Annotated in this window: 23 protein-coding genes; 11 read left to right on the top strand and 12 right to left on the bottom strand. The window is 51.8% G+C overall.

Annotation, left to right across the window (positions count from 1 at the left end; genetic code table 11):
* Positions 1–121 precede the first annotated feature (121 nt).
* A complete protein-coding gene (gene yegD / locus FTE26_RS13770) occupies positions 122–1,474 on the top strand; it encodes a molecular chaperone (RefSeq protein WP_000469723.1) in 1,353 nt (450 codons plus the stop codon).
* A gap of 12 nt (positions 1,475–1,486) precedes the next feature.
* On the opposite strand, the gene yegI is transcribed toward yegD, so the two are convergent.
* On the bottom strand, positions 1,487–3,433 hold the full coding sequence (gene yegI, locus FTE26_RS13765) for a protein kinase YegI (protein ID WP_000856080.1): 1,947 nt from the start codon (positions 3,431–3,433) through the stop codon (positions 1,487–1,489).
* A 199-nt stretch (positions 3,434–3,632) separates the two neighbouring features.
* Between yegI and FTE26_RS13760 the strand changes: the two genes are divergently transcribed.
* On the top strand, positions 3,633–4,094 hold the full coding sequence (locus FTE26_RS13760; RefSeq protein ID WP_000722348.1) for a YegJ family protein: 462 nt from the start codon (positions 3,633–3,635) through the stop codon (positions 4,092–4,094).
* A gap of 64 nt (positions 4,095–4,158) precedes the next feature.
* Here FTE26_RS13760 and pphC read toward each other — a convergent pair whose 3' ends face one another.
* From pphC to FTE26_RS13740, 4 genes are all read right to left on the bottom strand, one after another.
* On the bottom strand, positions 4,159–4,920 hold the full coding sequence (gene pphC, locus FTE26_RS13755; protein WP_000119090.1) for a protein-serine/threonine phosphatase PphC: 762 nt from the start codon (positions 4,918–4,920) through the stop codon (positions 4,159–4,161).
* Positions 4,917–5,576 carry a vWA domain-containing protein gene (locus tag FTE26_RS13750; RefSeq protein ID WP_000003154.1) on the bottom strand — a complete coding sequence of 220 codons (660 nt, stop codon included), beginning with the start codon at positions 5,574–5,576 and terminating at the stop codon, positions 4,917–4,919. The genes pphC and FTE26_RS13750 overlap by 4 nt, the downstream gene beginning before the upstream one ends.
* Positions 5,577–5,796: 220 nt before the next feature.
* Positions 5,797–5,856: a type I toxin-antitoxin system toxin IbsA gene (gene ibsA / locus FTE26_RS13745; RefSeq protein WP_010723109.1), complete on the bottom strand. Its 60-nt coding sequence runs from the start codon at positions 5,854–5,856 to the stop codon at positions 5,797–5,799.
* A gap of 272 nt (positions 5,857–6,128) precedes the next feature.
* A complete protein-coding gene (locus FTE26_RS13740) occupies positions 6,129–6,185 on the bottom strand; it encodes a type I toxin-antitoxin system Ibs family toxin (RefSeq protein ID WP_001386899.1) in 57 nt (18 codons plus the stop codon).
* Between the two features lie 278 nt (positions 6,186–6,463).
* Between FTE26_RS13740 and mdtA the strand changes: the two genes are divergently transcribed.
* From mdtA to trhP, 8 genes are all read left to right on the top strand, one after another.
* On the top strand, positions 6,464–7,711 hold the full coding sequence (mdtA, locus tag FTE26_RS13735; protein WP_000678989.1) for a multidrug efflux RND transporter subunit MdtA: 1,248 nt from the start codon (positions 6,464–6,466) through the stop codon (positions 7,709–7,711).
* Entirely contained in the window at positions 7,711–10,833 is a 3,123-nt protein-coding gene (gene mdtB / locus FTE26_RS13730; RefSeq protein WP_001197880.1) for a multidrug efflux RND transporter permease subunit MdtB, read from the top strand. Before mdtA ends, mdtB begins: the two co-directional genes overlap by 1 nt.
* The gene (mdtC, locus tag FTE26_RS13725; RefSeq protein ID WP_000667496.1) at positions 10,834–13,911 is read left to right on the top strand and encodes a multidrug efflux RND transporter permease subunit MdtC; all 3,078 of its coding nucleotides are present in this window, start codon (positions 10,834–10,836) and stop codon (positions 13,909–13,911) included.
* Entirely contained in the window at positions 13,912–15,327 is a 1,416-nt protein-coding gene (locus tag FTE26_RS13720) for an MFS transporter (protein ID WP_000130887.1), read from the top strand.
* Positions 15,324–16,727: a two-component system sensor histidine kinase BaeS gene (gene baeS, locus FTE26_RS13715; protein WP_000675141.1), complete on the top strand. Its 1,404-nt coding sequence runs from the start codon at positions 15,324–15,326 to the stop codon at positions 16,725–16,727. Before FTE26_RS13720 ends, baeS begins: the two co-directional genes overlap by 4 nt.
* The gene (gene baeR / locus FTE26_RS13710) at positions 16,724–17,446 is read left to right on the top strand and encodes a two-component system response regulator BaeR (protein ID WP_000137877.1); all 723 of its coding nucleotides are present in this window, start codon (positions 16,724–16,726) and stop codon (positions 17,444–17,446) included. The genes baeS and baeR overlap by 4 nt, the downstream gene beginning before the upstream one ends.
* Positions 17,447–17,636: 190 nt before the next feature.
* Positions 17,637–17,969, top strand: a complete 333-nt coding sequence (locus tag FTE26_RS13705) for a YegP family protein (protein WP_125075400.1) — start codon at positions 17,637–17,639, stop codon at positions 17,967–17,969.
* A gap of 146 nt (positions 17,970–18,115) precedes the next feature.
* Complete coding sequence (trhP, locus tag FTE26_RS13700) at positions 18,116–19,477, top strand: prephenate-dependent tRNA uridine(34) hydroxylase TrhP (RefSeq protein WP_000476014.1); 1,362 nt, start codon at positions 18,116–18,118, stop codon at positions 19,475–19,477.
* 330 nt (positions 19,478–19,807) lie between these two features.
* Here the strand turns inward: trhP and yegR are convergent, their stop codons facing one another.
* Positions 19,808–20,125, bottom strand: coding sequence for a protein YegR (yegR, locus tag FTE26_RS13695; protein WP_001318299.1), 318 nt, complete (start codon positions 20,123–20,125; stop codon positions 19,808–19,810).
* Between the two features lie 405 nt (positions 20,126–20,530).
* Between yegR and yegS the strand changes: the two genes are divergently transcribed.
* The gene (gene yegS / locus FTE26_RS13690) at positions 20,531–21,430 is read left to right on the top strand and encodes a lipid kinase YegS (RefSeq protein WP_000807356.1); all 900 of its coding nucleotides are present in this window, start codon (positions 20,531–20,533) and stop codon (positions 21,428–21,430) included.
* An 81-nt stretch (positions 21,431–21,511) separates the two neighbouring features.
* Here the strand turns inward: yegS and FTE26_RS13685 are convergent, their stop codons facing one another.
* The 6 genes from FTE26_RS13685 to gatZ form a co-directional block, all read right to left on the bottom strand.
* Positions 21,512–22,285, bottom strand: coding sequence for a DeoR/GlpR family DNA-binding transcription regulator (locus FTE26_RS13685; protein WP_001295426.1), 774 nt, complete (start codon positions 22,283–22,285; stop codon positions 21,512–21,514).
* Positions 22,286–22,390: 105 nt separating this feature from the next.
* Entirely contained in the window at positions 22,391–23,431 is a 1,041-nt protein-coding gene (gatD, locus tag FTE26_RS13680) for a galactitol-1-phosphate 5-dehydrogenase (protein ID WP_000844219.1), read from the bottom strand.
* A gap of 47 nt (positions 23,432–23,478) precedes the next feature.
* Positions 23,479–24,834: a PTS galactitol transporter subunit IIC gene (locus tag FTE26_RS13675; RefSeq protein WP_000490679.1), complete on the bottom strand. Its 1,356-nt coding sequence runs from the start codon at positions 24,832–24,834 to the stop codon at positions 23,479–23,481.
* 3 nt (positions 24,835–24,837) lie between these two features.
* Positions 24,838–25,122 (bottom strand): PTS galactitol transporter subunit IIB, encoded by a 285-nt coding sequence (gatB, locus tag FTE26_RS13670; protein ID WP_000823270.1) that lies wholly within the window; start codon positions 25,120–25,122, stop codon positions 24,838–24,840.
* A 30-nt stretch (positions 25,123–25,152) separates the two neighbouring features.
* Positions 25,153–25,605, bottom strand: coding sequence for a PTS galactitol transporter subunit IIA (gene gatA / locus FTE26_RS13665; protein WP_000182899.1), 453 nt, complete (start codon positions 25,603–25,605; stop codon positions 25,153–25,155).
* Between the two features lie 9 nt (positions 25,606–25,614).
* Complete coding sequence (gatZ, locus tag FTE26_RS13660; RefSeq protein ID WP_028131438.1) at positions 25,615–26,877, bottom strand: tagatose-bisphosphate aldolase subunit GatZ; 1,263 nt, start codon at positions 26,875–26,877, stop codon at positions 25,615–25,617.
* Positions 26,878–26,883: the final 6 nt, after the last annotated feature.

Raw genomic sequence — 26,883 nt, 5'->3', positions numbered from 1 at the left:
TTCATCCGCTTTCAGCATAAACGTTATTCAGACGCTACGCTTTGCTTTCATATTCCGGTTGTCGCGACGGCAACATTTCGCTAAAGTCACGCCCCTTCTTCACCGGCATGGGGATTAATTCGTGTTTATTGGTTTTGATTACGGTACAGCAAACTGTTCAGTGGCGGTCATGCGTGACGGTAAACCGCAATTACTGAAAATGGAAAACGACAGCACGCTGCTGCCTTCAATGCTTTGCGCGCCAACGCGTGAAGCAGTAAGTGAATGGCTGTACCGCCATCATGATGTTCCGGCAGACGACGATGAAACGCAGGCGCTGTTATGTCGGGCGATTCGTTATAACCGCGAAGAAGATATCGATGTTACGGCGAAAAGCGTGCAGTTCGGTCTTTCCTCACTGGCACAGTACATTGATGATCCAGAAGAAGTGTGGTTTGTGAAATCACCAAAATCGTTCCTCGGTGCCAGCGGCTTAAAACCGCAGCAGGTAGCGCTGTTTGAGGATCTGGTCTGCGCAATGATGTTGCACATTCGCCAGCAGGCGCAGGCGCAGCTGCCAGAAGCGATTACTCAGGCGGTGATTGGTCGCCCGATCAACTTCCAGGGGCTGGGCGGCGATGAAGCAAACGCCCAGGCGCAAGGGATTCTGGAACGCGCGGCGAAGCGTGCCGGATTCAGGGACGTGGTATTCCAGTACGAGCCGGTCGCGGCTGGGCTGGATTACGAAGCCACCTTGCAGGAAGAAAAACGGGTGCTGGTGGTGGATATCGGCGGTGGTACGACTGACTGTTCATTGCTGCTGATGGGACCGCAGTGGCGTTCGCGTCTCGATCGTGAAGCCAGCCTGCTGGGTCACAGTGGTTGTCGTATTGGCGGTAACGATCTGGATATCGCCCTGGCGTTTAAAAACCTGATGCCACTGCTGGGTATGGGTGGCGAAACCGAAAAAGGCATCGCCCTGCCGATCCTGCCGTGGTGGAATGCGGTTGCCATCAACGACGTACCTGCGCAGAGTGATTTCTACAGTAGTGCCAACGGTCGTCTGCTTAACGATCTGGTACGCGATGCCCGCGAACCGGAAAAAGTGGCCCTGTTACAGAAAGTCTGGCGTCAGCGTTTAAGCTATCGCCTGGTGCGTAGCGCAGAAGAGTGCAAAATTGCTCTTTCAAGCGTAGCGGAAACCCGCGCCTCACTGCCGTTTATCAGCAATGAACTGGCTACGCTGATTAGCCAGCGAGGGCTGGAAAGCGCCCTCAGCCAGCCACTGACGCGGATTCTGGAACAGGTGCAACTGGCCCTGGATAACGCCCAGGAAAAACCGGACGTTATCTACCTGACCGGCGGTAGCGCCCGTTCTCCGCTGATTAAAAAAGCGCTGGCAGAACAGTTGCCGGGCATTCCGATTGCAGGCGGCGATGACTTTGGCTCCGTCACCGCCGGGCTGGCACGCTGGGCGGAAGTGGTGTTTCGTTAATTGAAAAATGGCTCAGCAGCGGCTTAAATCTGCCTGCGCCTGAGCCAGTTTTTCTGCTGCCTGACGTAACGGTTCCATCAACGGCATGGTCCGTGCTGGAGCATGAAGGCGGAATCGCTGCAACTCTGTCGCGCCGACTGTCAACGCCGATTCCAGCCGATGTCGTTTGGCGGTCATTTTCGCCATTACCGCTTGTCTGTCTGCTGGCGTTATCGCTTCATTCGGCCTGAACACAAAACGGCGTTCACAGCTCGCTTTCCAGTCGATAACCGCCTGGGTCAGATGGTCGCCAAACCCTTTCACTTGCTTAACGCCACGACGGGTAACATCTGCGGCTGTTTCAATACCAAAAGACCGTAACGCCGCTTTACGCGCAGGGCCAACGCCGGGAATAGAGGCAACATCAATAAAAAATCCCTCCAGAAACTTCTGCTTCTGCCGTTCCCTTGCAGTGTCATGAAGTGCTGCCAGAGCGCGTTTCTCTTCTTCCGGTAACCCGAGAATTTCGTCCTTCATTTTTTCGAACATCGTCCGTTTGGCGATAAAACCTTCCAGGCCGCCTACCTGCTGGATCTGGCGGACTAAATGGTCATAGTCCATTTTCGCACGATTAAATGCCTCACGGCGTTGCTGAACTTCTGCTTTGTACGCTTTGCTTGTCAGACTGCCAATAATCCAGATAGCCGCCAGCACAGGAACCAAAATAATATAACGCGGTTCTGCCTGAAGGCCGCAAAGCAGCAGCGATAATGCTGACAGTGCGATCTCAAGCAGAATGATGTATTCGCGCCGTAACAGGCCTAAAGGAAGCGGCCTGCCAGTCGGTTGGAAATGATCGGGTAATGGCAGTTGCAATGCTGGCGGTGCTACTGACGCCATCACCATCGCCCAGACTTTCGCCAGCACAAAATTCCCGCCGGTGGTAATGACCTCTTCGCCGAGATCAATAAAATAGATAACACCTTGATTATCCAGCGCACACCACGGGCAGTCAGTCAAATGAGCGGGGTAAACATGCATTGCTGAAACGATACATTTCTTTAACTGTTGGCGTAGAGAGTCCAGTGCCGCTACCCACGCTTTAGCCGTCGGACGCCCGGTTGCCACGCCACTTTCCGTGAATGCCTGCTGAAACATGGCTTCAACATCACTCGGTAACATCGATAGCGGAATAGATCGTGGCGGCGGTTTTAAACCACGTCGCTGATTATCTGACGCGTAGGCATAACGGAAATGGGTAATATCCGTCTCCAGCGCATTACCCGCATCAGAGATAAGCGGCACACCAGAATAAGGATGCCGCCCACCAAACAAGACGTGAAAAATTAGCAACGCAAGGCCAAAATTATCGTGATTTTCTGTGCGTTCAAAACCGACAAATGATGGCAAGGTTTGTAGCTCTGGCGGCGTAAAATGCGACACGCCGACTTCGCATAAATGCAGTGTGCCATTGGCGTTAATTTGAAAGGAGTCGCTATCAATCAGTACCACTTTGCTGTCGCGACCTACCATAAAACTGTTCTGGTTTACGTCACCCACGACGTGCCCGTGCTCGTGAACCGTAGCAAAAGATGAAGCAATATTGCGCGCAACATAGAGTAGAAAATCCCACGCACAATGAGGGTAACTCTGGCGACGATGTGCCGGGCTATAGATCATATGAATCGGTTCTTTACCAGAAACTTTTGGCATCATAAAACCGATAACTTTTCCGCCTCGTCCACCGTGAAGCGTTGCCTGCGGCCAGGCGACATAATTCAACAACTGCGCGTCAGCTGTCGCAGCCATAAAGGCAAGTTTGTCCTGTTTTAAGGCGGGTGGCGGCGTGTGATAAATCTTGGCGACGCTATCGACAAACTCCTCGATATCATAAACCGCGCCTTCACCACCTTTGCCCAGTTCACGGCCAAGAGTGGTCAATTCACCTGTCGATGTAAATACTTTTATATTTGTTTTCATAATATTTCGCGGGTAGTTATATTATATTTCAATGAATAATAACAACTAACCATTAAAATTATTTCTATATGGGGAAAACCCACTCAAGAATAAAAATGATAATGCAATTTTATCAGGATACAATTCAATTTCGGCCTGATAATGATTAACTTCCACAGGTTTTTGCTAACTTTGACTACAAAGGGATTCTGGAGAAAAAATGAAAAAGATATTACTTATGTTGAGTCTGCTATTTTTTACTACCGCGGGCTTTAGTGAAGTTTCGGATACGTTAGTGACGGGAGGTTATGATAAACAAGCGATGTCTGACGCGATTAAACATGCGCGGAAAGAAACCGATAAATTCATCGAGGTTATGAATAAAAAAGATGCCGATACTTTCGCAGTCAAAGCCCCGATAACCGATCACGGAAGAACCGAGCATTTCTGGCTTACGGATGTCACTTATTCTAACGGCATGTTTATTGGCGTAATCAGCAATGACCCTGGTATTGTTACAAACGTAGAATATGGCCAGGAGTGGAAAATCAAGAAAGAAGATATTTCAGACTGGATGTATACGCGCGGGGATAAAATTTACGGCGGTTATACCATTGATCCTTTATTGGTCACCTATCCAAAAGAAGAAGCCGACGAGCTAAGAGCAAAATTAGTTCGCTAATCAGCCGTTATATTTATTGTTTAAACTGGCGGTTGAATTGTTGTCTTCAACCGCCATGAGAAACTCACTCTGCCCACAGCGCCAGTGCCAACGTTTTATCATCATCCGTACGCTCGTTTACCGCCGGGCTGGACAAAAACTGCTTTAACAATTCAGGTAATAAATCGAGTTGTTCCTGCGTTGCTGCCGCCAGTCCATTGAAAAACGGGGTAAAGAAAGGCACATGAGGAGAATTATCCAGCATATTTAACGCCAGTCGCTGGATACCATCCGTAAATGCTGCAACTTTGTGCGCACGCCCAGTGCTGGTGAAAGTTTCCAGTCTGGAAACGGCATCTTCGTCGGTAATGAAGTGCGTCATGTTGGCATATTCACCCGCCATCGGCGTGAGAGGCAATTGCAGACCGTGACCCAAATCTACCACCACGCCGCCATCGCCAATCTGCATAATCAAGGTGCCGTCAGGCGATGAAATCAGTCCCAGAAATGTGCAGGCAAAATCGCGAACCGCTAATTCTTTGGCTTCCGCCTCGGCAAAAAGTCGTTGACGAATGGTCAGTACCATATTTGTGGCGAGGACATCATTAAGCCCCAATTCCCCGCCCTGCACTTTTTGCGACATATAAGCCATCGCTTCATTGACGGCGAGCATCGCGCCTTCGCCACCCTGCGAGACACTGCCTGCGCCATCAGCGACAAATACCGACAATAATGGCTGCTGGTCATTTAACCAGGCAATCTGCATCTGGCAGGCATCCTGACAAGGCAAGTCCGCGCTGATGTGCGACGTTCCAACGGTTGATGCATAGACCAGACGCCAGCTCACACTGACGTCCAGCCTTTTGGCGCTTCCAGCACAACTTCCGTTCCCGGCGTGGAGCGGGAAACCGAACGCAGCGAACTGGATAACCAGCTAAACAGTTCACGGAATTGTAATCCTTGCAGAGGCAAAGGCTGACGAACGCTAATTTGTGCCAGCGTCTTCATATCCGCCCCCTGAACACCGATGGAAAAGAAAGCAAACCTTTTATCTTCTTCCCCCCGAAACACTTTGTTGGCTGCAGCCTGCCACTCATCGGTTGGTGCACCATCGGTAATCAGGAAAATCCACGGGCGATAATACGAAATACCATTTGCACGATACTCACGTTTCCGCTCCTCTACCATATCCAGGGCTTTGGTAATGGCCGCACCCATTGGTGTATCGCCCTGGGCAAACAGGATGGGCGGAAAAAAATTAGCGGCGCTGGTAAAGGGTTGTTCCACATGCACCGGGCCGAACGTCACAATGCCGAGTTCCACTCTTTTTAAAGCCAGCGGATCAGCAAGCAGTTCATCACGAAAGGTAACCAATCCGGCGTTAAGTTCATTAATAGGTCTACCGTTCATAGAACCAGAAACATCCAGCAGCAAAATGCAGGGGCAACGTGGTTCCGGGTTACTGGCAAAATCGCTGGTGGCAAACGTGATTTGTTCGCTCATAAGAAATCCTTTCTTAGAGAATTATCGAGGTCCGGTATCATACCGACTGCAATAATGAAATAAGAGCAAACGAAGAAACTTTCAGAATTAGGCCCGGCGGCGCAGAAAATTTTGCTATTCGCCTCGCAAGAACGGAGAGCCGTCGATTGACACTAAGGGCGGAGTGACATAATTTCAGGAGTGAGGGTTAGGGAGAGGTTTCCCCCTCCCCCTGGTGTTCTTAGTAAGCCTGGAAGCTAATCACTAAGAGTATCACCAGTATGATGACGTGCTTCATCATAACCCTTTCCTTATTAAAAGCCCTCTTCTCCGGGAGAGGCTTTCCCGTTTCAGCGTCCCGCTGAAATCATCGGCTTACCTCCTTTCGCCCTGAATGCAGTCTATCGCTAACGCGTGAATAAAATAGTTTCCTCTGTGATTATTGCGTAACGACTCGCAAAGAATATTTGCTGGCAGGATCGCAGACTACAAAGCCTGCGGATTGACAATCTTATCGTGAAGGCATACTTTCAGGAGTGAGGGTAGAGCGGGGTTTCCCCCGCCCTGGTAGTCTTAGTAAGCGGGGAAGCTTATGACTAAGAGCACCACGATGATGAGTAGCTTCATCATGACCCTTTCCTTATTTATGGCCCCTTCCTCGGGAGGGGCTTTCCCGTTTCAGCGTCCCGCTGAAATCGTCGGCTTACCTCCTTTCGCCATGCAAGCAGTCTATCGCTAACGCGTAGATAAAATAGTTTCATGTGTTATTACTGGATGCGTGCTCGCAAATGTGCCCGTCATTCAGACGATTCCAGACAGTGTTTCATAATTCCTCCATTTTTCTCCCTTATTGGCTGGCTACACTAGTATCATTCCGCGAAACGTTTCAGGAAGAGAAACTCTTAACGATGAAAGGTAGTTATAAATCCCGTTGGGTAATCGTAATCGTGGTGGTTATCGCCGCCATCGCCGCATTCTGGTTCTGGCAAGGCCGCAATGACTCCCGGAGTGCAGCCCCAGGGGCGACGAAACAAGCGCAGCAATCGCCAGCGGGTGGTCGACGTGGTATGCGTTCCGGCCCATTAGCCCCGGTTCAGGCGGCGACCGCCGTAGAACAGGCAGTTCCGCGTTACCTCACCGGGCTTGGCACCATTACCGCCGCTAATACCGTTACGGTGCGCAGCCGCGTGGACGGCCAACTGATAGCGTTACATTTCCAGGAAGGCCAGCAGGTCAAAGCAGGCGATTTACTGGCAGAAATTGACCCCAGCCAGTTCAAAGTTGCATTAGCACAAGCCCAGGGCCAACTGGCAAAAGATAAAGCCACGCTTGCCAACGCCCGCCGTGACCTGGCGCGTTATCAACAACTGGCAAAAACCAATCTCGTTTCCCGCCAGGAGCTGGATGCCCAACAGGCGCTGGTCAGTGAAACCGAAGGCACCATTAAGGCTGATGAAGCAAGCGTTGCCAGCGCGCAGCTGCAACTCGACTGGAGCCGGATTACCGCACCAGTCGATGGTCGCGTTGGTCTCAAGCAGGTTGATGTTGGTAACCAAATCTCCAGTGGTGATACCACCGGGATCGTGGTGATCACCCAGACGCATCCTATCGATTTAGTCTTTACCCTGCCGGAAAGCGATATCGCTACCGTAGTGCAGGCGCAGAAAGCCGGAAAACCGCTGGTGGTAGAAGCCTGGGATCGCACCAACTCGAAGAAATTAAGTGAAGGCACGCTGTTAAGTCTAGATAACCAAATCGATGCCACTACCGGTACGATTAAAGTGAAAGCACGCTTTAATAATCAGGATGATGCGCTGTTTCCCAATCAGTTTGTTAACGCGCGCATGTTAGTCGACACCGAACAAAACGCCGTAGTGATCCCAACAGCCGCCCTGCAAATGGGCAATGAAGGCCATTTTGTCTGGGTGCTGAATAGCGAAAACAAGGTCAGCAAACATCTGGTGACGCCGGGCATTCAGGACAGTCAGAAAGTGGTGATCCGTGCAGGTATTTCTGCGGGCGATCGCGTGGTGACAGACGGCATTGATCGCCTGACCGAAGGGGCGAAAGTGGAAGTGGTGGAAGCCCAGAGCGCCACTACTCCGGAAGAGAAAGCCACCAGCCGCGAATACGCGAAAAAAGGAGCACGCTCCTGATGCAGGTGTTACCCCCGAGCAGCACAGGCGGCCCGTCGCGCCTGTTTATTATGCGTCCTGTGGCCACCACGCTGCTGATGGTGGCGATCTTACTCGCCGGGATTATCGGTTATCGCGCCCTGCCCGTTTCGGCGCTGCCGGAAGTGGACTATCCGACCATTCAGGTGGTCACGCTCTACCCAGGTGCCAGCCCGGATGTCATGACCTCTGCCGTTACCGCGCCGCTAGAACGCCAGTTCGGGCAGATGTCTGGCCTGAAACAGATGTCGTCGCAAAGTTCCGGCGGTGCGTCAGTTATCACTTTGCAGTTCCAGCTAACATTACCGCTCGATGTCGCCGAGCAGGAAGTGCAGGCCGCGATTAACGCTGCGACCAACTTGTTGCCGAGCGATCTGCCTAACCCGCCGGTTTACAGCAAAGTGAACCCGGCAGATCCGCCGATCATGACGCTCGCCGTCACCTCAACCGCCATGCCGATGACGCAAGTGGAAGATATGGTGGAAACCCGCGTCGCGCAGAAAATCTCGCAGATTTCCGGCGTCGGCCTGGTGACGCTTTCCGGCGGTCAGCGTCCGGCTGTTCGCGTCAAACTTAACGCTCAGGCGATTGCCGCCCTCGGCCTGACCAGCGAAACCGTGCGCACCGCCATTACCGGCGCTAACGTTAACTCGGCAAAAGGTAGCCTCGACGGCCCTTCCCGTGCGGTCACGCTTTCCGCGAACGACCAGATGCAATCCGCCGAAGAGTATCGCCAGCTAATCATCGCCTACCAGAACGGCGCGCCAATTCGTCTGGGCGATGTCGCAACTGTAGAGCAAGGTGCAGAAAACAGCTGGCTCGGCGCGTGGGCGAACAAAGAACAGGCCATTGTGATGAATGTTCAGCGCCAGCCCGGTGCTAACATTATCTCCACCGCCGACAGCATTCGGCAGATGCTGCCACAGCTCACTGAGAGTCTGCCGAAATCGGTGAAGGTGACAGTGCTTTCCGATCGCACCACCAATATCCGCGCATCCGTCGATGATACTCAGTTTGAATTGATGATGGCTATCGCGCTGGTAGTCATGATTATCTACCTGTTTTTGCGCAATATTCCGGCGACCATCATTCCCGGTGTTGCCGTGCCGCTGTCGTTAATCGGCACTTTTGCGGTTATGGTGTTTCTCGATTTTTCAATCAATAACCTGACGCTGATGGCGTTAACTATCGCCACCGGGTTCGTGGTCGATGACGCCATCGTGGTGATCGAAAATATTTCCCGCTATATCGAAAAAGGCGAAAAACCGTTGGCGGCGGCGCTCAAAGGCGCAGGTGAAATCGGCTTTACCATTATCTCGCTGACCTTCTCGCTGATTGCGGTGTTGATCCCACTGCTGTTTATGGGCGATATCGTCGGGCGACTGTTCCGCGAATTTGCTATTACCCTAGCGGTAGCGATTTTGATCTCAGCGGTGGTGTCGCTGACCCTGACACCGATGATGTGCGCGCGGATGCTCAGCCAGGAGTCGCTGCGTAAACAGAACCGCTTCTCCCGTGCCTCGGAGAAAATGTTCGACAGGATAATCGCCGCCTATGGCCGTGGACTGGCGAAAGTGCTGAATCATCCGTGGCTGACCTTAAGCGTGGCGCTCAGCACGCTGCTGCTTAGCGTTCTATTGTGGGTGTTCATTCCGAAAGGTTTCTTCCCGGTACAGGATAACGGCATTATTCAGGGCACTTTGCAGGCACCGCAATCCAGCTCCTTTGCCAATATGGCCCAGCGGCAACGCCAGGTCGCGGACGTGATTTTGCAGGATCCGGCAGTGCAAAGTCTAACCTCATTTGTTGGCGTTGATGGCACTAACCCGTCGCTGAACAGTGCGCGTTTGCAGATCAACCTCAAACCGCTGGATGAACGTGATGATCGGGTGCAAAAAGTCATCGCCCGTCTGCAAACGGCGGTGGATAAAGTGCCGGGCGTCGATCTCTTCCTGCAACCAACGCAGGACCTGACCATCGATACTCAGGTCAGCCGCACCCAGTACCAGTTTACCTTGCAGGCCACGTCACTGGATGCGCTCAGTACCTGGGTGCCACAGTTGATGGAAAAACTCCAGCAGCTGCCACAGCTATCTGATGTCTCCAGCGACTGGCAGGACAAAGGGCTGGTGGCGTATGTCAATGTTGATCGCGACAGCGCCAGCCGTCTGGGGATCAGCATGGCGGACGTCGATAACGCCCTGTACAACGCGTTTGGTCAGCGGCTGATTTCCACTATTTATACTCAGGCTAACCAGTATCGCGTGGTGCTGGAGCACAACACCGAAAATACCCCAGGCCTCGCGGCGCTGGATACCATTCGCCTTACCAGCAGCGACGGCGGCGTGGTGCCGTTAAGCTCAATTGCCAAAGTTGAACAGCGTTTTGCGCCGCTTTCCATCAACCATCTGGATCAGTTCCCGGTAACGACCATCTCTTTTAACGTGCCAGATAACTATTCGCTGGGCGATGCGGTGCAGGCGATTATGGACACCGAAAAGACGCTGAATCTGCCGGTGGATATCACCACGCAGTTCCAGGGCAGCACCCTCGCCTTCCAGTCGGCGCTGGGCAGCACTGTCTGGCTGATTGTCGCGGCGGTGGTGGCGATGTATATCGTGCTCGGCATTCTGTACGAGAGCTTTATTCACCCGATCACCATTCTCTCGACGCTACCCACGGCAGGTGTTGGCGCCCTGCTGGCGTTAATGATTGCCGGTAGCGAACTGGATGTGATTGCGATTATCGGCATTATTTTGCTGATCGGTATCGTGAAGAAGAACGCCATCATGATGATCGACTTCGCGCTGGCTGCTGAGCGCGAGCAAGGCATGTCGCCGCGCGATGCAATCTACCAGGCTTGTCTGTTGCGTTTTCGTCCGATCCTGATGACCACCCTGGCGGCTCTGCTTGGCGCGCTGCCGCTGATGTTGAGTACCGGGGTCGGCGCGGAACTGCGTCGTCCGTTAGGTATCGGCATGGTCGGCGGCCTGATTGTCAGCCAGGTGCTGACGCTGTTCACCACGCCGGTGATTTATCTGCTGTTTGACCGCCTGGCATTGTGGACCAAAAGTCGCTTTGCCCGTCATGAAGAGGAGGCGTAAGTGAAGTTTTTTGCCCTCTTCATTTACCGCCCGGTGGCGACGATTTTACTGTCGGTCGCCATTACCCTGTGCGGCATACTGGGTTTCCGTATGCTGCCGGTCGCCCCGCTGCCGCAGGTCGATTTTCCGGTGATTATGGTCAGCGCCTCGCTGCCCGGTGCGTCGCCGGAGACAATGGCGTCTTCCGTTGCCACGCCGCTGGAGCGCTCACTTGGGCGCATTGCCGGGGTCAGTGAAATGACCTCCAGCAGTTCGCTCGGCAGCACGCGTATTATTTTGCAGTTTGATTTTGACCGGGATATCAACGGTGCGGCGCGTGATGTGCAGGCGGCGATCAACGCCGCACAAAGTCTGCTGCCCAGTGGGATGCCCAGCCGCCCGACTTATCGCAAAGCGAACCCGTCGGATGCGCCAATTATGATCCTGACGCTAACCTCCGATACTTATTCGCAGGGTGAATTGTACGATTTCGCCTCGACGCAGCTGGCTCCGACGATTTCGCAAATCGACGGCGTCGGTGATGTCGATGTCGGCGGCAGCTCGCTGCCCGCCGTGCGCGTCGGGCTGAACCCGCAGGCGCTGTTTAATCAGGGCATGTCGCTGGACGACGTACGCACTGCCATCAGCAATGCCAACGTGCGTAAACCGCAGGGGGCGCTGGAAGATGGCACTCACCGCTGGCAGATCCAGACCAACGATGAACTGAAAACCGCCGCTGAATATCAGCCGTTGATTATTCATTACAACAACGGCGGCGCGGTTCGTCTGGGTGATGTGGCGACGGTGACAGACTCGGTGCAGGATGTGCGCAACGCCGGGATGACCAACGCCAAACCGGCTATTTTGCTGATGATCCGCAAGCTGCCGGAAGCCAATATTATCCAGACGGTTGACAGCATCCGGGCAAAATTACCGGAGTTGCAGGAAACCATTCCGGCAGCGATTGATCTGCAAATTGCCCAGGATCGCTCCCCCACCATTCGCGCCTCGCTGGAAGAAGTCGAGCAAACGCTGATTATCTCGGTGGCGCTGGTGATTCTGGTGGTGTTTTTATTCCTGCGCTCGGGTCGCGCCACTATTATTCCCGCCGTTGCGGTGCCGGTTTCGCTGATTGGTACGTTTGCGGCGATGTACCTGTGCGGATTCAGTCTCAATAACCTTTCGTTAATGGCGCTCACCATCGCTACTGGTTTCGTGGTGGATGACGCCATCGTGGTGCTGGAAAACATTGCACGTCATCTGGAAGCGGGAATGAAACCGTTGCAAGCCGCACTGCAAGGTACTCGCGAAGTCGGTTTTACGGTGCTGTCGATGAGTCTGTCGCTGGTGGCGGTGTTCCTGCCGCTGCTGTTGATGGGCGGATTGCCGGGCCGACTGTTACGCGAGTTTGCCGTGACGCTTTCTGTCGCCATTGGTATTTCGTTGCTGGTTTCTCTGACATTAACGCCAATGATGTGTGGCTGGATGCTGAAAGCCAGCAAGCCGCGCGAGCAAAAGCGACTGCGTGGTTTTGGTCGCATGTTGGTAGCCCTGCAACAAGGCTATGGTAAGTCACTGAAATGGGTGCTCAATCATACCCGTCTGGTGGGCATGGTGCTGCTTGGCACCATTGCTTTGAATATCTGGCTATATATCTCGATCCCGAAAACCTTCTTCCCGGAGCAGGACACTGGCGTGTTGATGGGCGGGATACAGGCGGATCAGAGTATTTCGTTTCAGGCGATGCGCGGTAAGTTGCAGGATTTCATGAAAATTATCCGTGACGATCCGGCAGTGGATAATGTCACCGGCTTTACCGGCGGTTCGCGAGTGAACAGCGGGATGATGTTTATCACCCTCAAGCCACGCGACGAACGCAGCGAAACAGCGCAGCAAATTATTGACCGTCTGCGCGTGAAGCTGGCGAAAGAACCGGGGGCGAATCTGTTCCTGATGGCGGTACAGGATATTCGCGTTGGTGGGCGTCAGTCGAACGCCAGCTACCAGTACACGTTGTTATCCGACGACCTGGCGGCACTGCGCGAATGGGAGCCGAAAATCCGCAAAAAACTGGCGACGTTGCCGGAACTGGCGGACGTGAACTCCGATCAGCAGGATAACGGCGCGGAGATGAATCTGGTTTACGATCGCGACACCATGGCACGGCTGGGAATCGACGTACAGGCCGCCAACAGCCTGTTAAATAACGCCTTCGGTCAGCGGCAAATCTCGACCATTTACCAGCCGATGAACCAGTATAAAGTGGTGATGGAAGTGGATCCGCGCTATACCCAGGACATCAGCGCGCTGGAAAAAATGTTCGTTATCAATAACGAAGGAAAAGCGATCCCGCTGTCGTATTTCGCTAAATGGCAACCGGCGAATGCCCCACTATCGGTGAATCATCAGGGATTATCGGCAGCCTCGACCATCTCGTTCAACCTGCCGACCGGAAAATCGCTCTCGGACGCCAGTGCGGCGATCGATCGCGCAATGACCCAGCTTGGTGTGCCTTCGACGGTGCGCGGTAGTTTTGCCGGCACGGCGCAGGTGTTCCAGGAGACGATGAACTCACAGGTGATCCTGATTATCGCCGCCATCGCCACGGTGTATATCGTGCTGGGTATCCTTTACGAGAGTTACGTACATCCGCTGACGATTCTCTCCACCCTGCCCTCGGCGGGCGTTGGAGCGCTGCTGGCGCTGGAGCTGTTCAATGCCCCGTTCAGCCTAATCGCCCTGATAGGGATCATGCTATTAATCGGCATCGTGAAGAAAAACGCCATTATGATGGTCGATTTTGCGCTTGAAGCCCAACGGCACGGTAACCTGACGCCGCAGGAAGCTATTTTCCAGGCCTGTCTGCTGCGTTTTCGCCCGATTATGATGACTACCCTGGCGGCGCTGTTTGGTGCGCTGCCGCTGGTATTGTCGGGCGGCGACGGATCGGAGTTGCGCCAACCCCTGGGGATCACCATTGTCGGCGGTCTGGTAATGAGCCAGCTCCTGACGCTGTATACCACGCCGGTGGTGTATCTCTTTTTCGACCGTCTACGGCTGCGTTTTTCGCGTAAACCTAAACAAACGGTAACCGAGTAAATGACAGATCTTCCCGACAGCACCCGCTGGCAATTGTGGATTGTGGCTTTCGGCTTCTTTATGCAGTCGCTGGACACCACCATCGTTAACACCGCGCTTCCCTCAATGGCACAAAGCCTGGGGGAAAGCCCGCTGCATATGCACATGGTCATTGTCTCTTATGTGCTGACCGTGGCGGTGATGCTGCCCGCCAGCGGCTGGCTGGCGGACAAAGTCGGCGTGCGCAATATTTTCTTTACCGCTATCGTACTGTTTACTCTCGGTTCACTGTTTTGCGCGCTTTCCGGCACGCTGAACGAACTGTTGCTGGCACGCGCGTTACAGGGCGTTGGCGGCGCGATGATGGTGCCGGTCGGCAGGTTGACGGTGATGAAAATCGTACCGCGCGAGCAATATATGGCGGCGATGACCTTTGTCACGTTACCCGGTCAGGTCGGTCCGCTGCTCGGTCCGGCGCTCGGCGGTCTGCTGGTGGAGTACGCGTCGTGGCACTGGATCTTTTTGATCAACATTCCGGTGGGGATTATCGGTGCGATCGCCACATTGATGTTAATGCCGAACTATACCATGCAGACGCGGCGCTTTGATCTCTCCGGCTTTTTATTGCTGGCGGTTGGCATGGCGGTATTAACCCTGGCGCTAGACGGCAGTAAAGGTACAGGTTTATCGCCGCTGGCGATTACTGGCCTGGTCGCAGTTGGTGTGGTGGCACTGGTGCTTTATCTGCTGCACGCCAGAAATAACAACCGCGCTCTTTTCAGTCTGAAACTGTTCCGCACTCGTACCTTTTCGCTGGGCCTGGCGGGGAGCTTTGCCGGACGTATCGGTAGCGGCATGTTGCCCTTTATGACGCCGGTTTTCCTGCAAATTGGCCTTGGCTTCTCACCGTTTCATGCCGGACTGATGATGATCCCGATGGTGCTTGGCAGCATGGGAATGAAGCGAATAGTGGTTCAGGTGGTGAATCGCTTTGGTTATCGTCGGGTACTGGTAGCGACCACGCTGGGTCTGTCGCTGGTCACCCTGTTGTTTATGACTACCGCTCTGTTGGGCTGGTACTACGTTTTGCCGTTCGTCCTGTTTTTACAAGGGATGGTCAACTCGACCCGTTTCTCCTCCATGAACACCCTGACGCTGAAAGATCTCCCGGACAATCTGGCGAGCAGCGGCAACAGTCTGCTGTCGATGATTATGCAATTGTCGATGAGTATCGGCGTCACTATCGCCGGGCTGTTGCTGGGACTTTTTGGTTCACAGCATGTCAGCGTCGACAGCGGCACCACACAAACCGTCTTTATGTACACCTGGCTTAGCATGGCGTTGATCATCGCCCTTCCGGCGTTCATCTTTGCCAGAGTGCCGAACGATACGCATCAAAATGTAGCTATTTCGCGGCGAAAAAGGAGCGCGCAATGAAGTTCTGGCGACCTGGTATTACCGGCAAACTGTTTCTGGCGATTTTCGCCACCTGCATTGTCTTGCTGATCAGTATGCACTGGGCGGTGCGTATCAGTTTTGAGCGTGGCTTTATTGATTACATCAAGCATGGTAATGAACAGCGATTACAACTGTTAAGTGATGCGCTTGGCGAGCAGTATGCGCAGCATGGCAACTGGCGCTTCCTGCGCAACAATGATCGCTTTGTCTTTCAGATCCTGCGTTCATTTGAACACGATAATTCGGAAGATAAACCCGGCCCGGGTATGCCACCGCACGGCTGGCGTACCCAGTTCTGGGTGGTTGATCAAAACAACAAAGTGCTGGTTGGTCCGCGAGCGCCGATTCCACCTGACGGTACACGGCGACCCATTCTGGTCAACGGTGCGGAAGTTGGCGCGGTGATCGCCTCCCCCGTTGAGCGGTTAACGCGCAATACTGATATCAATTTCGATAAACAACAGCGGCAAACCAGCTGGTTGATTGTCGCTCTGGCAACGTTACTCGCGGCGCTCGCCACCTTTCTGCTGGCGCGCGGTCTTTTGGCCCCGGTCAAACGGCTGGTGGACGGCACGCACAAACTGGCGGCGGGCGATTTCACTACCCGCGTAACGCCCACCAGTGAAGATGAACTGGGCAAACTGGCGCAAGACTTCAACCAGCTTGCCAGCACACTGGAGAAAAACCAGCAAATGCGGCGCGATTTTATGGCCGATATTTCTCACGAACTGCGTACGCCATTAGCGGTGCTGCGCGGTGAACTGGAAGCCATTCAGGATGGCGTGCGTAAATTCACGCCGGAGACGGTGGCGTCTTTACAGGCGGAGGTCGGTACACTGACCAAACTGGTTGACGATCTCCATCAGTTGTCGATGTCTGATGAAGGCGCTCTCGCCTATCAAAAAGCACCGGTAGATTTGATCCCACTGCTGGAAGTGGCGGGCGGCGCATTTCGCGAACGATTCGCCAGCCGTGACCTGAAACTGCAATTTTCCCTGCCAGACAGTATTACCGTATTTGGCGATCGCGACCGTTTAATGCAGTTATTCAATAACTTACTGGAAAACAGCCTGCGCTACACTGACAGCGGCGGCAGCCTGCAAATCTCTGCCGGGCAGCGCGACAAAACGGTGCGCCTGACCTTTGCCGACAGTGCGCCAGGTGTCAGTGACGATCAGCTACAAAAATTGTTTGAACGTTTTTATCGCACCGAAGGTTCCCGCAACCGTGCCAGCGGCGGTTCCGGGCTGGGGCTGGCGATTTGCCTGAACATTGTTGAAGCACATAATGGTCGCATTATTGCTGCCCATTCGCCTTTTGGCGGGGTAAGCATTACAGTAGAGTTACCGCTGGAACGGGATTTACAGAGAGAAGTATGACCGAGTTACCAATCGACGAAAACACACCGCGTATTTTGATCGTGGAAGATGAACCGAAGCTGGGGCAGTTGCTCATTGATTATCTGCGTGCTGCGAGCTATGCGCCGACGCTTATCAGCCACGGCGATCAGGTACTGCCGTATGTGCGCCAGACACCACCGGATCTGATCCTGTTAGATCTGATGCTCCCTGGCACCGATGGCCTGACGCTGTGCCGGGAAATTCGTCGTTTTTCTGACATTCCGATCGTGATGGTGACGGCAAAAATCGAAGAGATCGATCGCCTGCTGGGGCTGGAGATTGGCGCAGATGATTATATCTGTAAGCCGTACAGCCCACGGGAAGTGGTAGCGCGCGTCAAAACCATTTTGCGCCGTTGCAAACCGCAGCGCGAGTTGCAGCAACAGGATGCTGAAAGCCCGTTGATTATCGACGAAGGTCGTTTTCAGGCTTCATGGCGCGGTAAAATGCTTGACCTGACGCCTGCGGAATTTCGTCTGCTGAAAACGCTCTCTCACGAACCAGGAAAAGTGTTCTCCCGCGAGCAATTGCTCAATCATCTTTATGACGACTACCGCGTAGTAACCGACCGCACCATCGACAGCCACATTAAAAACCTGCGCCGCAAGCTGGAATCTCTCGACGCCGAACAGTCATTTATCCGCGCCGTTTATGGCGTCGGTTACCGCTGGGAAGCCGACGCCTGCCGCATCGTTTAGTTTTAGCGACATTATTTTGTTAGCCGGAGATGGCGTTCAGACCAGATCCGGCAACATTATCCCACGCATGGTCAGCAAACTGACATTATCTCTCCGCCCTGGCAGGCATCAGAAAATCGCTCATACTTTAATCGGTAAACAGCACCTTTAGATGCTGTTTTCGATACACAATTTCAATCAAGGAGTCATTATGGCTGGTTGGTTTGAACTCAGTAAGAGCAGTGATAATCAGTTCCGGTTTGTGCTAAAAGCGGGCAATGGTGAGACTATCCTCACCAGCGAGCTTTATACCTCAAAAGCCTCTGCGGAAAAGGGCATCGCGTCGGTGCGTAGCAACAGCCCGCAAGAAGAACGCTATGAGAAAAAAACGGCAAGTAACGGCAAATTCTATTTCAATCTGAAAGCCGCTAATCATCAAATTATCGGCTCCAGCCAGATGTACGCCACCGCGCAATCTCGTGAAACCGGAATTGCCTCCGTTAAAGCCAATGGCACAAACCAGACGGTGAAAGACAATACGTAATTACGATGCCGGGCGTGGGTTGTTGGCGTCCGGCGCTTTACCAGATCCCCCCACAGCGCTACAATGCCCGCCCTTAAAGTGGGGGCACTCCCCTAACCGCTTCATCAGGTGAAGCGGATCTGACCTGTCATCAGAACGAGAGAATTATGTTTAAACCGGAACTCCTTTCCCCGGCGGGAACGCTGAAAAATATGCGTTACGCTTTCGCTTATGGCGCAGATGCTGTTTATGCGGGCCAGCCGCGTTACTCCCTGCGTGTGCGCAACAACGAATTCAACCACGAAAATCTTCAGCTCGGCATCAATGAAGCCCACGCGCTGGGGAAAAAGTTTTATGTCGTGGTCAACATTGCACCGCACAACGCCAAGCTGAAAACCTTTATCCGTGACCTGAAACCGGTGGTGGAAATGGGGCCGGATGCGCTGATTATGTCCGATCCAGGGCTGATTATGCTGGTGCGTGAGCACTTCCCTGAAATGCCGATCCACCTCTCGGTGCAGGCTAACGCCGTAAACTGGGCGACGGTGAAATTCTGGCAGCAAATGGGCCTGACCCGCGTGATCCTCTCTCGCGAGCTGTCGCTGGAAGAGATTGAAGAGATCCGCAATCAGGTGCCGGATATGGAGATCGAGATCTTCGTTCACGGCGCACTGTGCATGGCCTACTCCGGTCGCTGCCTGCTCTCTGGCTATATCAACAAGCGCGATCCGAACCAGGGTACCTGCACCAACGCCTGCCGCTGGGAGTACAACGTCCAGGAAGGGAAAGAAGATGACGTTGGCAACATCGTACACAAGTACGAGCCGATTCCGGTGCAAAATGTTGAGCCGACGCTGGGTATCGGCGCGCCAACCGACAAAGTGTTTATGATCGAAGAAGCCCAGCGTCCGGGCGAGTATATGACCGCGTTTGAAGATGAGCACGGCACTTACATCATGAACTCGAAAGATCTGCGCGCCATCGCCCATGTAGAACGCCTGACCAAAATGGGCGTGCATTCGCTGAAAATCGAAGGCCGTACTAAATCTTTCTACTATTGCGCACGCACCGCACAGGTTTACCGTAAAGCTATCGATGACGCCGCTGCGGGCAAACCGTTCGATACCAGCCTGCTGGAAACTCTGGAAGGTCTGGCGCATCGTGGCTATACCGAAGGTTTCCTGCGTCGTCATACTCACGACGATTATCAGAACTACGAATACGGTTATTCAGTTTCTGACCGCCAGCAGTTTGTTGGTGAGTTTACCGGTGAGCGCAAGGGGGACCTCGCGGCAGTAGCGGTGAAAAATAAATTCTCCGTTGGCGACAGCCTTGAGCTGATGACGCCGCAAGGCAACATTAACTTTACCCTTGAGCACATGGAAAACGCCAAAGGTGAAGCGATGCCGGTCGCACCAGGCGATGGTTATACTGTGTGGCTCCCGGTCCCGCAGGATCTTGAGCTCAATTACGCTCTGCTGATGCGTAATTTCTCCGGGGAAACCACGCGTAACCCACACGGTAAGTGATTAATTTCGATTATTTTTCCCGGATGGAAAATTCTTAGAAACCGATCACATACAGCTGCATTTATTAAGGTTATCATCCGTTTCGCTGAAAAACATAACCCATAAAATGCTAGCTGTACCAGGAACCACCTCCTTAGCCTGTGTAATCTCCCTTACACGGGCTTATTTTTTTATGCATAAGCCCTATCTCTGGTAACCGTCTTCCATTGACCACATCGATAGAATCCTCCTTCATAGCACGATGCCTTTCACTTATCGGCATCGTGCTCCCACAGGTTCCGGCTACGCACAGCCAGAACGCGCATATTTGACGCTTACCAAAAAATATTCTCACTCTCCACATTTGAATGTCAGACGAGCGACACCATGTAATCCTACACCTTCTGTCTTCAGCTCAACTATTTGCATTTTTTTGCCCTGAGTAACACAGAAATGAGTTGCATCATTTTTTACTATATTTTCTGCACCAGATATTCTACCCCTGGCTAAAGAAGCTTCGGCTTCGGTGTAGTATTGGTTATCGAGTTTACGCTGAATATTACTTTTATATGCAAGACCAAATTTACCGATACTTGTCTCATCATTATGCACAGCACAACCAGACATAATAAAAATACTAATTAATGATATAGCAGCTATCTTTTTCATCTCACCTTCCCCCATTAAATACCAACGACACTCTCTAGTGTTTAAATATAATAATGGCATGATTATTATAATTGAATAGGATTATAATAAATGTTCTGTACAACATTTCCTACATAAGTAGGAATTACGGACATTGAGGCCCTTCAGGGTAACTCCATGGGGGCTTTAATATATTATATTGAAGATGCCACTGTTTAGTTGAATATTAGGTATATGCTCTTTTTTGAAATTTATCGGTGGCAGCCGTTAGTATTCGCTGTCCCCATTGCAAGCTCCTGGTGGTAACCACTGAATCCTCCATACTTGAACTGACTTTTTATCCTCCGACTTTCATCCTGTTCTGACTCCACCTTTTGTTTTCTGCTCTACACTATCTACAGACCAATCATAAAGGCACATACGATCATGGCAGAATTTCCCGCCAGCTTACTGATTCTTAATGGCAAAAGTACTGACAATTTACCCTTGCGCGAAGCAATTATGCTGTTGCGTGAGGAAGGAATGACGATCCATGTGCGGGTCACCTGGGAGAAAGGCGATGCCGCACGATATGTAGAGGAGGCCCGGAAGTTGGGCGTCGCAACGGTGATTGCCGGTGGTGGCGATGGCACCATTAATGAAGTTTCTACGGCGTTGATTCAGTGTGAGGGGGATGACATACCCGCGCTGGGAATTTTGCCATTAGGAACCGCCAATGATTTTGCCACCAGTGTAGGGATTCCTGAGGCACTGGATAAGGCGCTGAAACTGGCAATTGCCGGTGACGCCATTGCGATAGATATGGCGCAGGTCAACAAACAAACCTGTTTTATTAATATGGCGACAGGCGGATTTGGGACGCGTATTACCACAGAAACGCCGGAAAAATTAAAAGCCGCGCTGGGTAGCGTCTCTTACATCATTCATGGCTTAATGCGTATGGATACTCTGCAACCGGACCGTTGTGAAATCCGCGGTGAAAACTTTCACTGGCAAGGTGACGCCCTGGTCATTGGTATTGGTAACGGGCGTCAGGCCGGTGGCGGTCAGCAATTGTGTCCGAACGCGTTAATTAACGATGGCTTGCTGCAACTGCGCATTTTTACCGGCGATGAAATACTTCCGGCTCTCGTATCAACCTTAAAATCTGACGAAGATAACCCGAATATTATCGAAGGCGCTTCGTCGTGGTTTGATATTCAGGCACCACACGACATCACCTTTAATCTTGATGGCGAACCGTTGAGTGGGCAAAATTTTCATATTGAAATACTTCCGGCAGCGTTGCGTTGTCGATTACCACCAGATTGTCCACTGTTGCGTTAATCAAACTATTCTCTCTTGAACCAGGGAGAATCCGTAATGCCGGATGCGGTGTAAACACCTTATCCGGCATACAGAACAATACTACACCGTAATTAATTTTACCCGCGTCTTCTGCAATGCCAGTTTATCCACCTCTGACACAGCATCATCGGTAATAATAATGTCAATTTTTTCGATTGGTAGTACCTGATTAAAACCGCGACGGTTAAATTTCGATGAATCGAGAACGGCAATCACTTTATTAGCGGCTGTGACCATCGCACCGCTAATAGAATAACCTTCATTAAAGGTCGTAATACCATTAACCGCATCAATACCATCAGCACCGACAAACATTAAATCGGCATTAATATCCTGTAATGAACGCTCGGCAATGGAACCATGCATCGAGCGCGTTTTATGGCGGACCGTGCCACCACAGACGACCAGAGTAATGTCTTTATTTTCGGAAAGGGCAAACGCTGCCGGGAGACTGTTGGTAATCACCGTGATATTTTTGGCGGTCATTAATCCTTCGGCGATAAGCATTGTCGTACTTCCGCTGTCGAGAATAACGGTCATCCCTTCGTGGATCATTTTGACTGCCGCCTGCGCTATTCTGTTTTTTGGCGCGCTGGCGAGCTGAAATCGCTCTTTAAACCCGACTTCCTGGGTCTCGGTTTCACTATTACCAGACATTATTTTCGCCGCACCGCCATGAAAGCGCGTAACCACGCCTTTTTGTTCGAGAAAGCGCAAATCGGCACGGATTGTCGCTTCCGAGGCAGCAAATACTCCCGCCAGATCCTGAACAAGCACGGTTCCCTGTTCATTCACTAATTGGATGATCTTATTCCTTCGCTCGAATGAATTCATCGTCATTTACCCATATTCAATTGTGGCTAGTGTAAACGAAGGGGGACCATTGGTGAATGATCTGTTTTGCACAATACCGGGCCAGCATCACGCTGGCCCGCGGTTTCAGGGAATGAGCAACACTTTGCCCGGCATGGCATTACGAGCGATGTCACGCACCGCCTGGGCGAAGCTTTCAAAGCTTCCACGGTGAGCGATTAATGGCTCCAGGCTTAACTTACGTTCTGTCAGCAACCGGCTCGCCGTTTCCCACTCCTGCCCCGGCCAAGGGCTGGAGTAGTTCATCCAACTGCCGATAACCGTCAGCTCTTTACGCAATATTTTGCCAAACGTTGCCGATGTTAAATGCAGATCCTGATGCAACGTGCCCACCAGCGCCAGTTGGGCATGAGGACCGGCAATCTCTACCGCCAGTTCGACAGTTTGCGGTACGCCAGCCGTCTCGAGGATAAGCTGATTAAAGCGCAGTTCGCGTAAAACGCTCTGCATTTGCGGCGCGCTCATTTCGCTACTGTTAAATGTTTGCATCGCACCGAAAGATTTTGCCAGTGCCAGTTTTTCTGAACTAATGTCGATCGCCGTCACACTCTTTGCTCCCAGCGCGACAGCGCACTGAATGGCCAGCAGGCCAATGGTTCCGGCACCAATAATAATAACGTTTTTATTCTCACAACCTTGCGCTAAATGAAAAGCATGCAGACCAACGGTAATCGGCTCAATAAAAGCCCCATCCTCAATAGGCATATCCGTGGGTAGAGCAAAGACATTTTTTCGCTTAACGACAATATATTCAGCAAATCCACCATCACGCCGCGAGCCAATAAAATCATATTTTGCGCACTGGGAATAAAACCCTTTCAGACACTCTGGACAAGTAAAACAGGGTAATAACGGCACACAGGCAACCGCATCGCCAGGGTGTAAATCATCAACACCGGATCCCACCGCATCAATATAGCCGCTAAATTCATGGCCTAACGTTATTGGATAATAATGTGCACCATTTTTAAATATCCTGGGTAAATCGGAACCACATAAGCCCGAGCTGGCAATTTTTACCCGCACCTCATCCTGATGTTTAATTTCAGGAATGACGCTTTCTGCAACGCGCACGATACCATCAGTATCATTCACCACTGATTTCATAAAAACTCCTGATTGTTAAGGGGGATAACCTCCCCCTCAGGTAAAAATTATTCTGCGAGAACGACTTTCTCTTGTTTAATAAAGCCACGCGCTCTACGCCAGGTCATGAAAATACCGGTCAGATAAATTGCACCGATAATAATGAAACCGGGAATATTTTGCGGGGAGAAAACCTGAATCAGTAACCAGGTAATGGGAGAACCGCCCTGATCCATTGAAGCCACCATACCCCCGGCTTTTAACGCCCCAGCATTAGCCGCCAGTTGGGTGTGCAAACCAATAGTTTGCGTCGCGATCCACAGGGTGATGCTCATAATGATGACACCCGAGATTAAGGTGCGGAACAGATTTCCACGATGCACGGCGACCGCCATCGCCACGAAGAAGCCGATGGTGGCAAGATCGCCAAACGGCAGCACCTGATTACCCGGCACACAAACAGCAATTAAAATGGTGAGTGGGATAAAAATCAGGCTTGCCGATACCACCGCCGTATGTCCCAGCAGCAACGCCGGATCAAGGCCAATCAGGAACTCCTGACCGCCGAACTTCGCCTGTAAACGACTACGAGCCTGCTTAGCGATGGGCGTTAAACCATCCATGATGGGTTTAATCACCCGTGGCATTAGCAGCATCACTGCCGCCGTTTTTACCGCCAGCTGCAATACACCTTTGACATCGTAACCCGCGAGGATGCCGATAATCAGCCCCATCACAAAACCCACGGTGACAGGCTCGCCAAATGGACCAAATTTGCGCTGAATATCGTCGGCGCTAAATTTAATTCGGTTAACGCCTGGGATTTTCTCGATGATAGCATCGACCAGCACCGCAATCGGCCCCATATACGCCGACGTACCGTGCGGAATAGCAATACCTTCCAGCTCAAAGAAATTTCGGGTATCGCGGGCAAACCAGTCGCCGAGCTTATAAACAAACGCCGCGTGAATTACCACACCTGCCATCCCTATCATCCATGAACCGGTTGCCAGATGCAGCAACGCGCCGGTGAAGGTCATATGCCAGATATTCCAGATATCAACATTTACCACCCGCGTCATACGGGTCAGTAACATCGCCACGTTAACCAGAATCGCAATCGGAATCGCCACCAGCGCAATTTGCGACGCCCAGGTCATTGGTGAAGAGCCCGGCCAGCCAACATCGACCACATGCAGATTCAGGTCGAAATTTTCCGCCATCGCTTTCGCCGCCGGGCCAATGGAATCCAGCATTAAGCCAATCACAAGGCCAATGCCAACAAAGCCAATCCCGATATGCAGACCCGCTTTAAAGCAATCGCCTGCCTTCATGCCTAATATTTTAGAAAAAATAATGATGACAATCGGCAGCATCACCGTAGGGCCGAGGTCGAGAATATAACGCATGACTTCTGAAAACATAGGTCACCCCTGTAAGATAGTCAGAATTTTATTTTGTAATGCTTCGATACCGATACCAGAAATAAAAGGCATGCCGTGAACTAACGGAATATCGCCAAAACTACGATCCACTTTGGCAGTGGTGCATATCAAATGCACACCATCCATATAGGTTTCTATTTCATTAACCCGACACTGGATTAATTCAACAGGAATATTATGATTCTGACACAACTCTTTAATTTCTTCCGCCGCCATCGTAGAGGTCGCAACCGCGCCTCCGCAAGCGACAATAATCTTGCGTTTCATAAATAGTCCTTTTTATTGTTACAGAGGGATTTATTCGTCTGAATCTAAAACATACTTTGTGAAGTATTCCTTTAACTGGGTTTCAGGAAGAGTGATTAGTGTCTCGACGATATCGGGCTGTTGTAACTTGCCAAATAAACAGCGTAAAAGTTTCAATTGCTGCTGCGGATTTTCCACAATCAACGCAATAACCAACGATACCGCCACGTCGTTATCATCATCCGCTTGCTGAAAATGAACTTTATTTGTTGGCCTTAACAGATAAATGGCTGACGACTTAGCATGAATCGCCTCACAATGCGGTATTGCAATAGCGTGCTGCTCAAGCATTATCCCGGTAGGGAATTCTGCTTCTCTGGCAATTAATGCCTGTGGCCAGGTATCATGAACCACACCTTTGGCGAGCATCTCATTACCGATATGGGTTAAAACTTCGCTACGATCGACAAAAGAAATTCCGCTACGAACAAACAGGTTAGTCATATACCGTCCTTATTCCGCACAGCCGTAGCGATAGGCGCGCAAAACATCATAAATTTTATCCATAATCAGCTGATGCGGTATTGCTGATAATTCCCCGGACTGAATGCGTTCAAATTGTTTGGGAAGATACTGACTAATCATGCCCAGTGGGATGTCCACGCCTTCAAGATTCACCATCATCGTTTCGACGCTATTTTTAATCCGACTATGCGGCCAGTAATAACGAATACGATCCGACAGGCTGTAACGAATATCCAGTAATGAATCGTTAAAACCCGTACGATAATATTTTTTCCAGTATTGCGGTTCGTCGAGCATCACTTCTTCAATTACCGCCAGGCAACCGCTGCGATTTTCGGGGGCGATAAGTTCCTGCTCAATTTGCGCCAGTGCAAATACCGCCTCACGTAAAGCAAAGGTTAATGCGGGACCAACTTTCAAAATTGCAAAGTGATCGCGGACTAATTCCCAATAAGCCGTCCGGGTCTGGTAATCGGTAGAATGTGCTTCATAAACCATTCGGGTGTTTTCTATCCATTGCGCCAGCGCCTGCGCTTCCTGCGGCTGATAATGGATAATATTGCTGTGATCAAATTCCACACCCGGCTGCACCACGATGGCAATCACGCGTGTTAACGCCTCTGCCAGCCCACGGGCAATAAAGGCCTTTTGATGCGTACGTAAAGTATTGGCGGCATCTTCAACATGGGTGATGTGTACTGACTGAATGGCGCTGGCCTCACCGCCCGGAACCGGAACTTCGGTGCCAATGACATAGCTCAGTTGCTCACGCTGGCAATCTGTCGCCACACTTTCCGCAGCAAAGCAAAGCACAGCAGCTCGTTCCGCAACCGTTTCTGGTGCTAACGGTATGGGATCCCCCGCGCAGGACATTGACGCATCAAGATGAATTTTACTGAAGCCAGCACGAACATATGCTTTTACCAGCTCGACGGATTTTTCCATCGCCGCATCCGCATTTTCTTGCTGCCAGCAGTTTGGCCCCAGATGATCGCCGCCGAGAATAATGCGTTCGCGTGCAAACCCAACTTTATCGGCAATCGTAAAAACAAATTCGCGAAAGTCTGCCGGTGTCATTCCGGTATAACCGCCAAATTGATTGACCTGGTTTGACGTTGCTTCAATCAGCACTTTGCGCGTGCTGTTGCGATCAAATGCCAGCGCCGCTTCGATAACCAACGGATGGGCAGAACAGACTGAACATATGCCGATATGTTCACCAGCTTTATGCCGGGCAATTAACGTTTTCATGTTTTT

Source organism: Escherichia sp. S10b (assembly GCF_028421345.1).
GTDB lineage: Bacteria > Pseudomonadota > Gammaproteobacteria > Enterobacterales > Enterobacteriaceae > ECMA0423.
The sequence above is the reverse complement of the archived record's forward strand: the minus strand, read 5'-3'. Positions and strand labels throughout refer to the sequence as shown.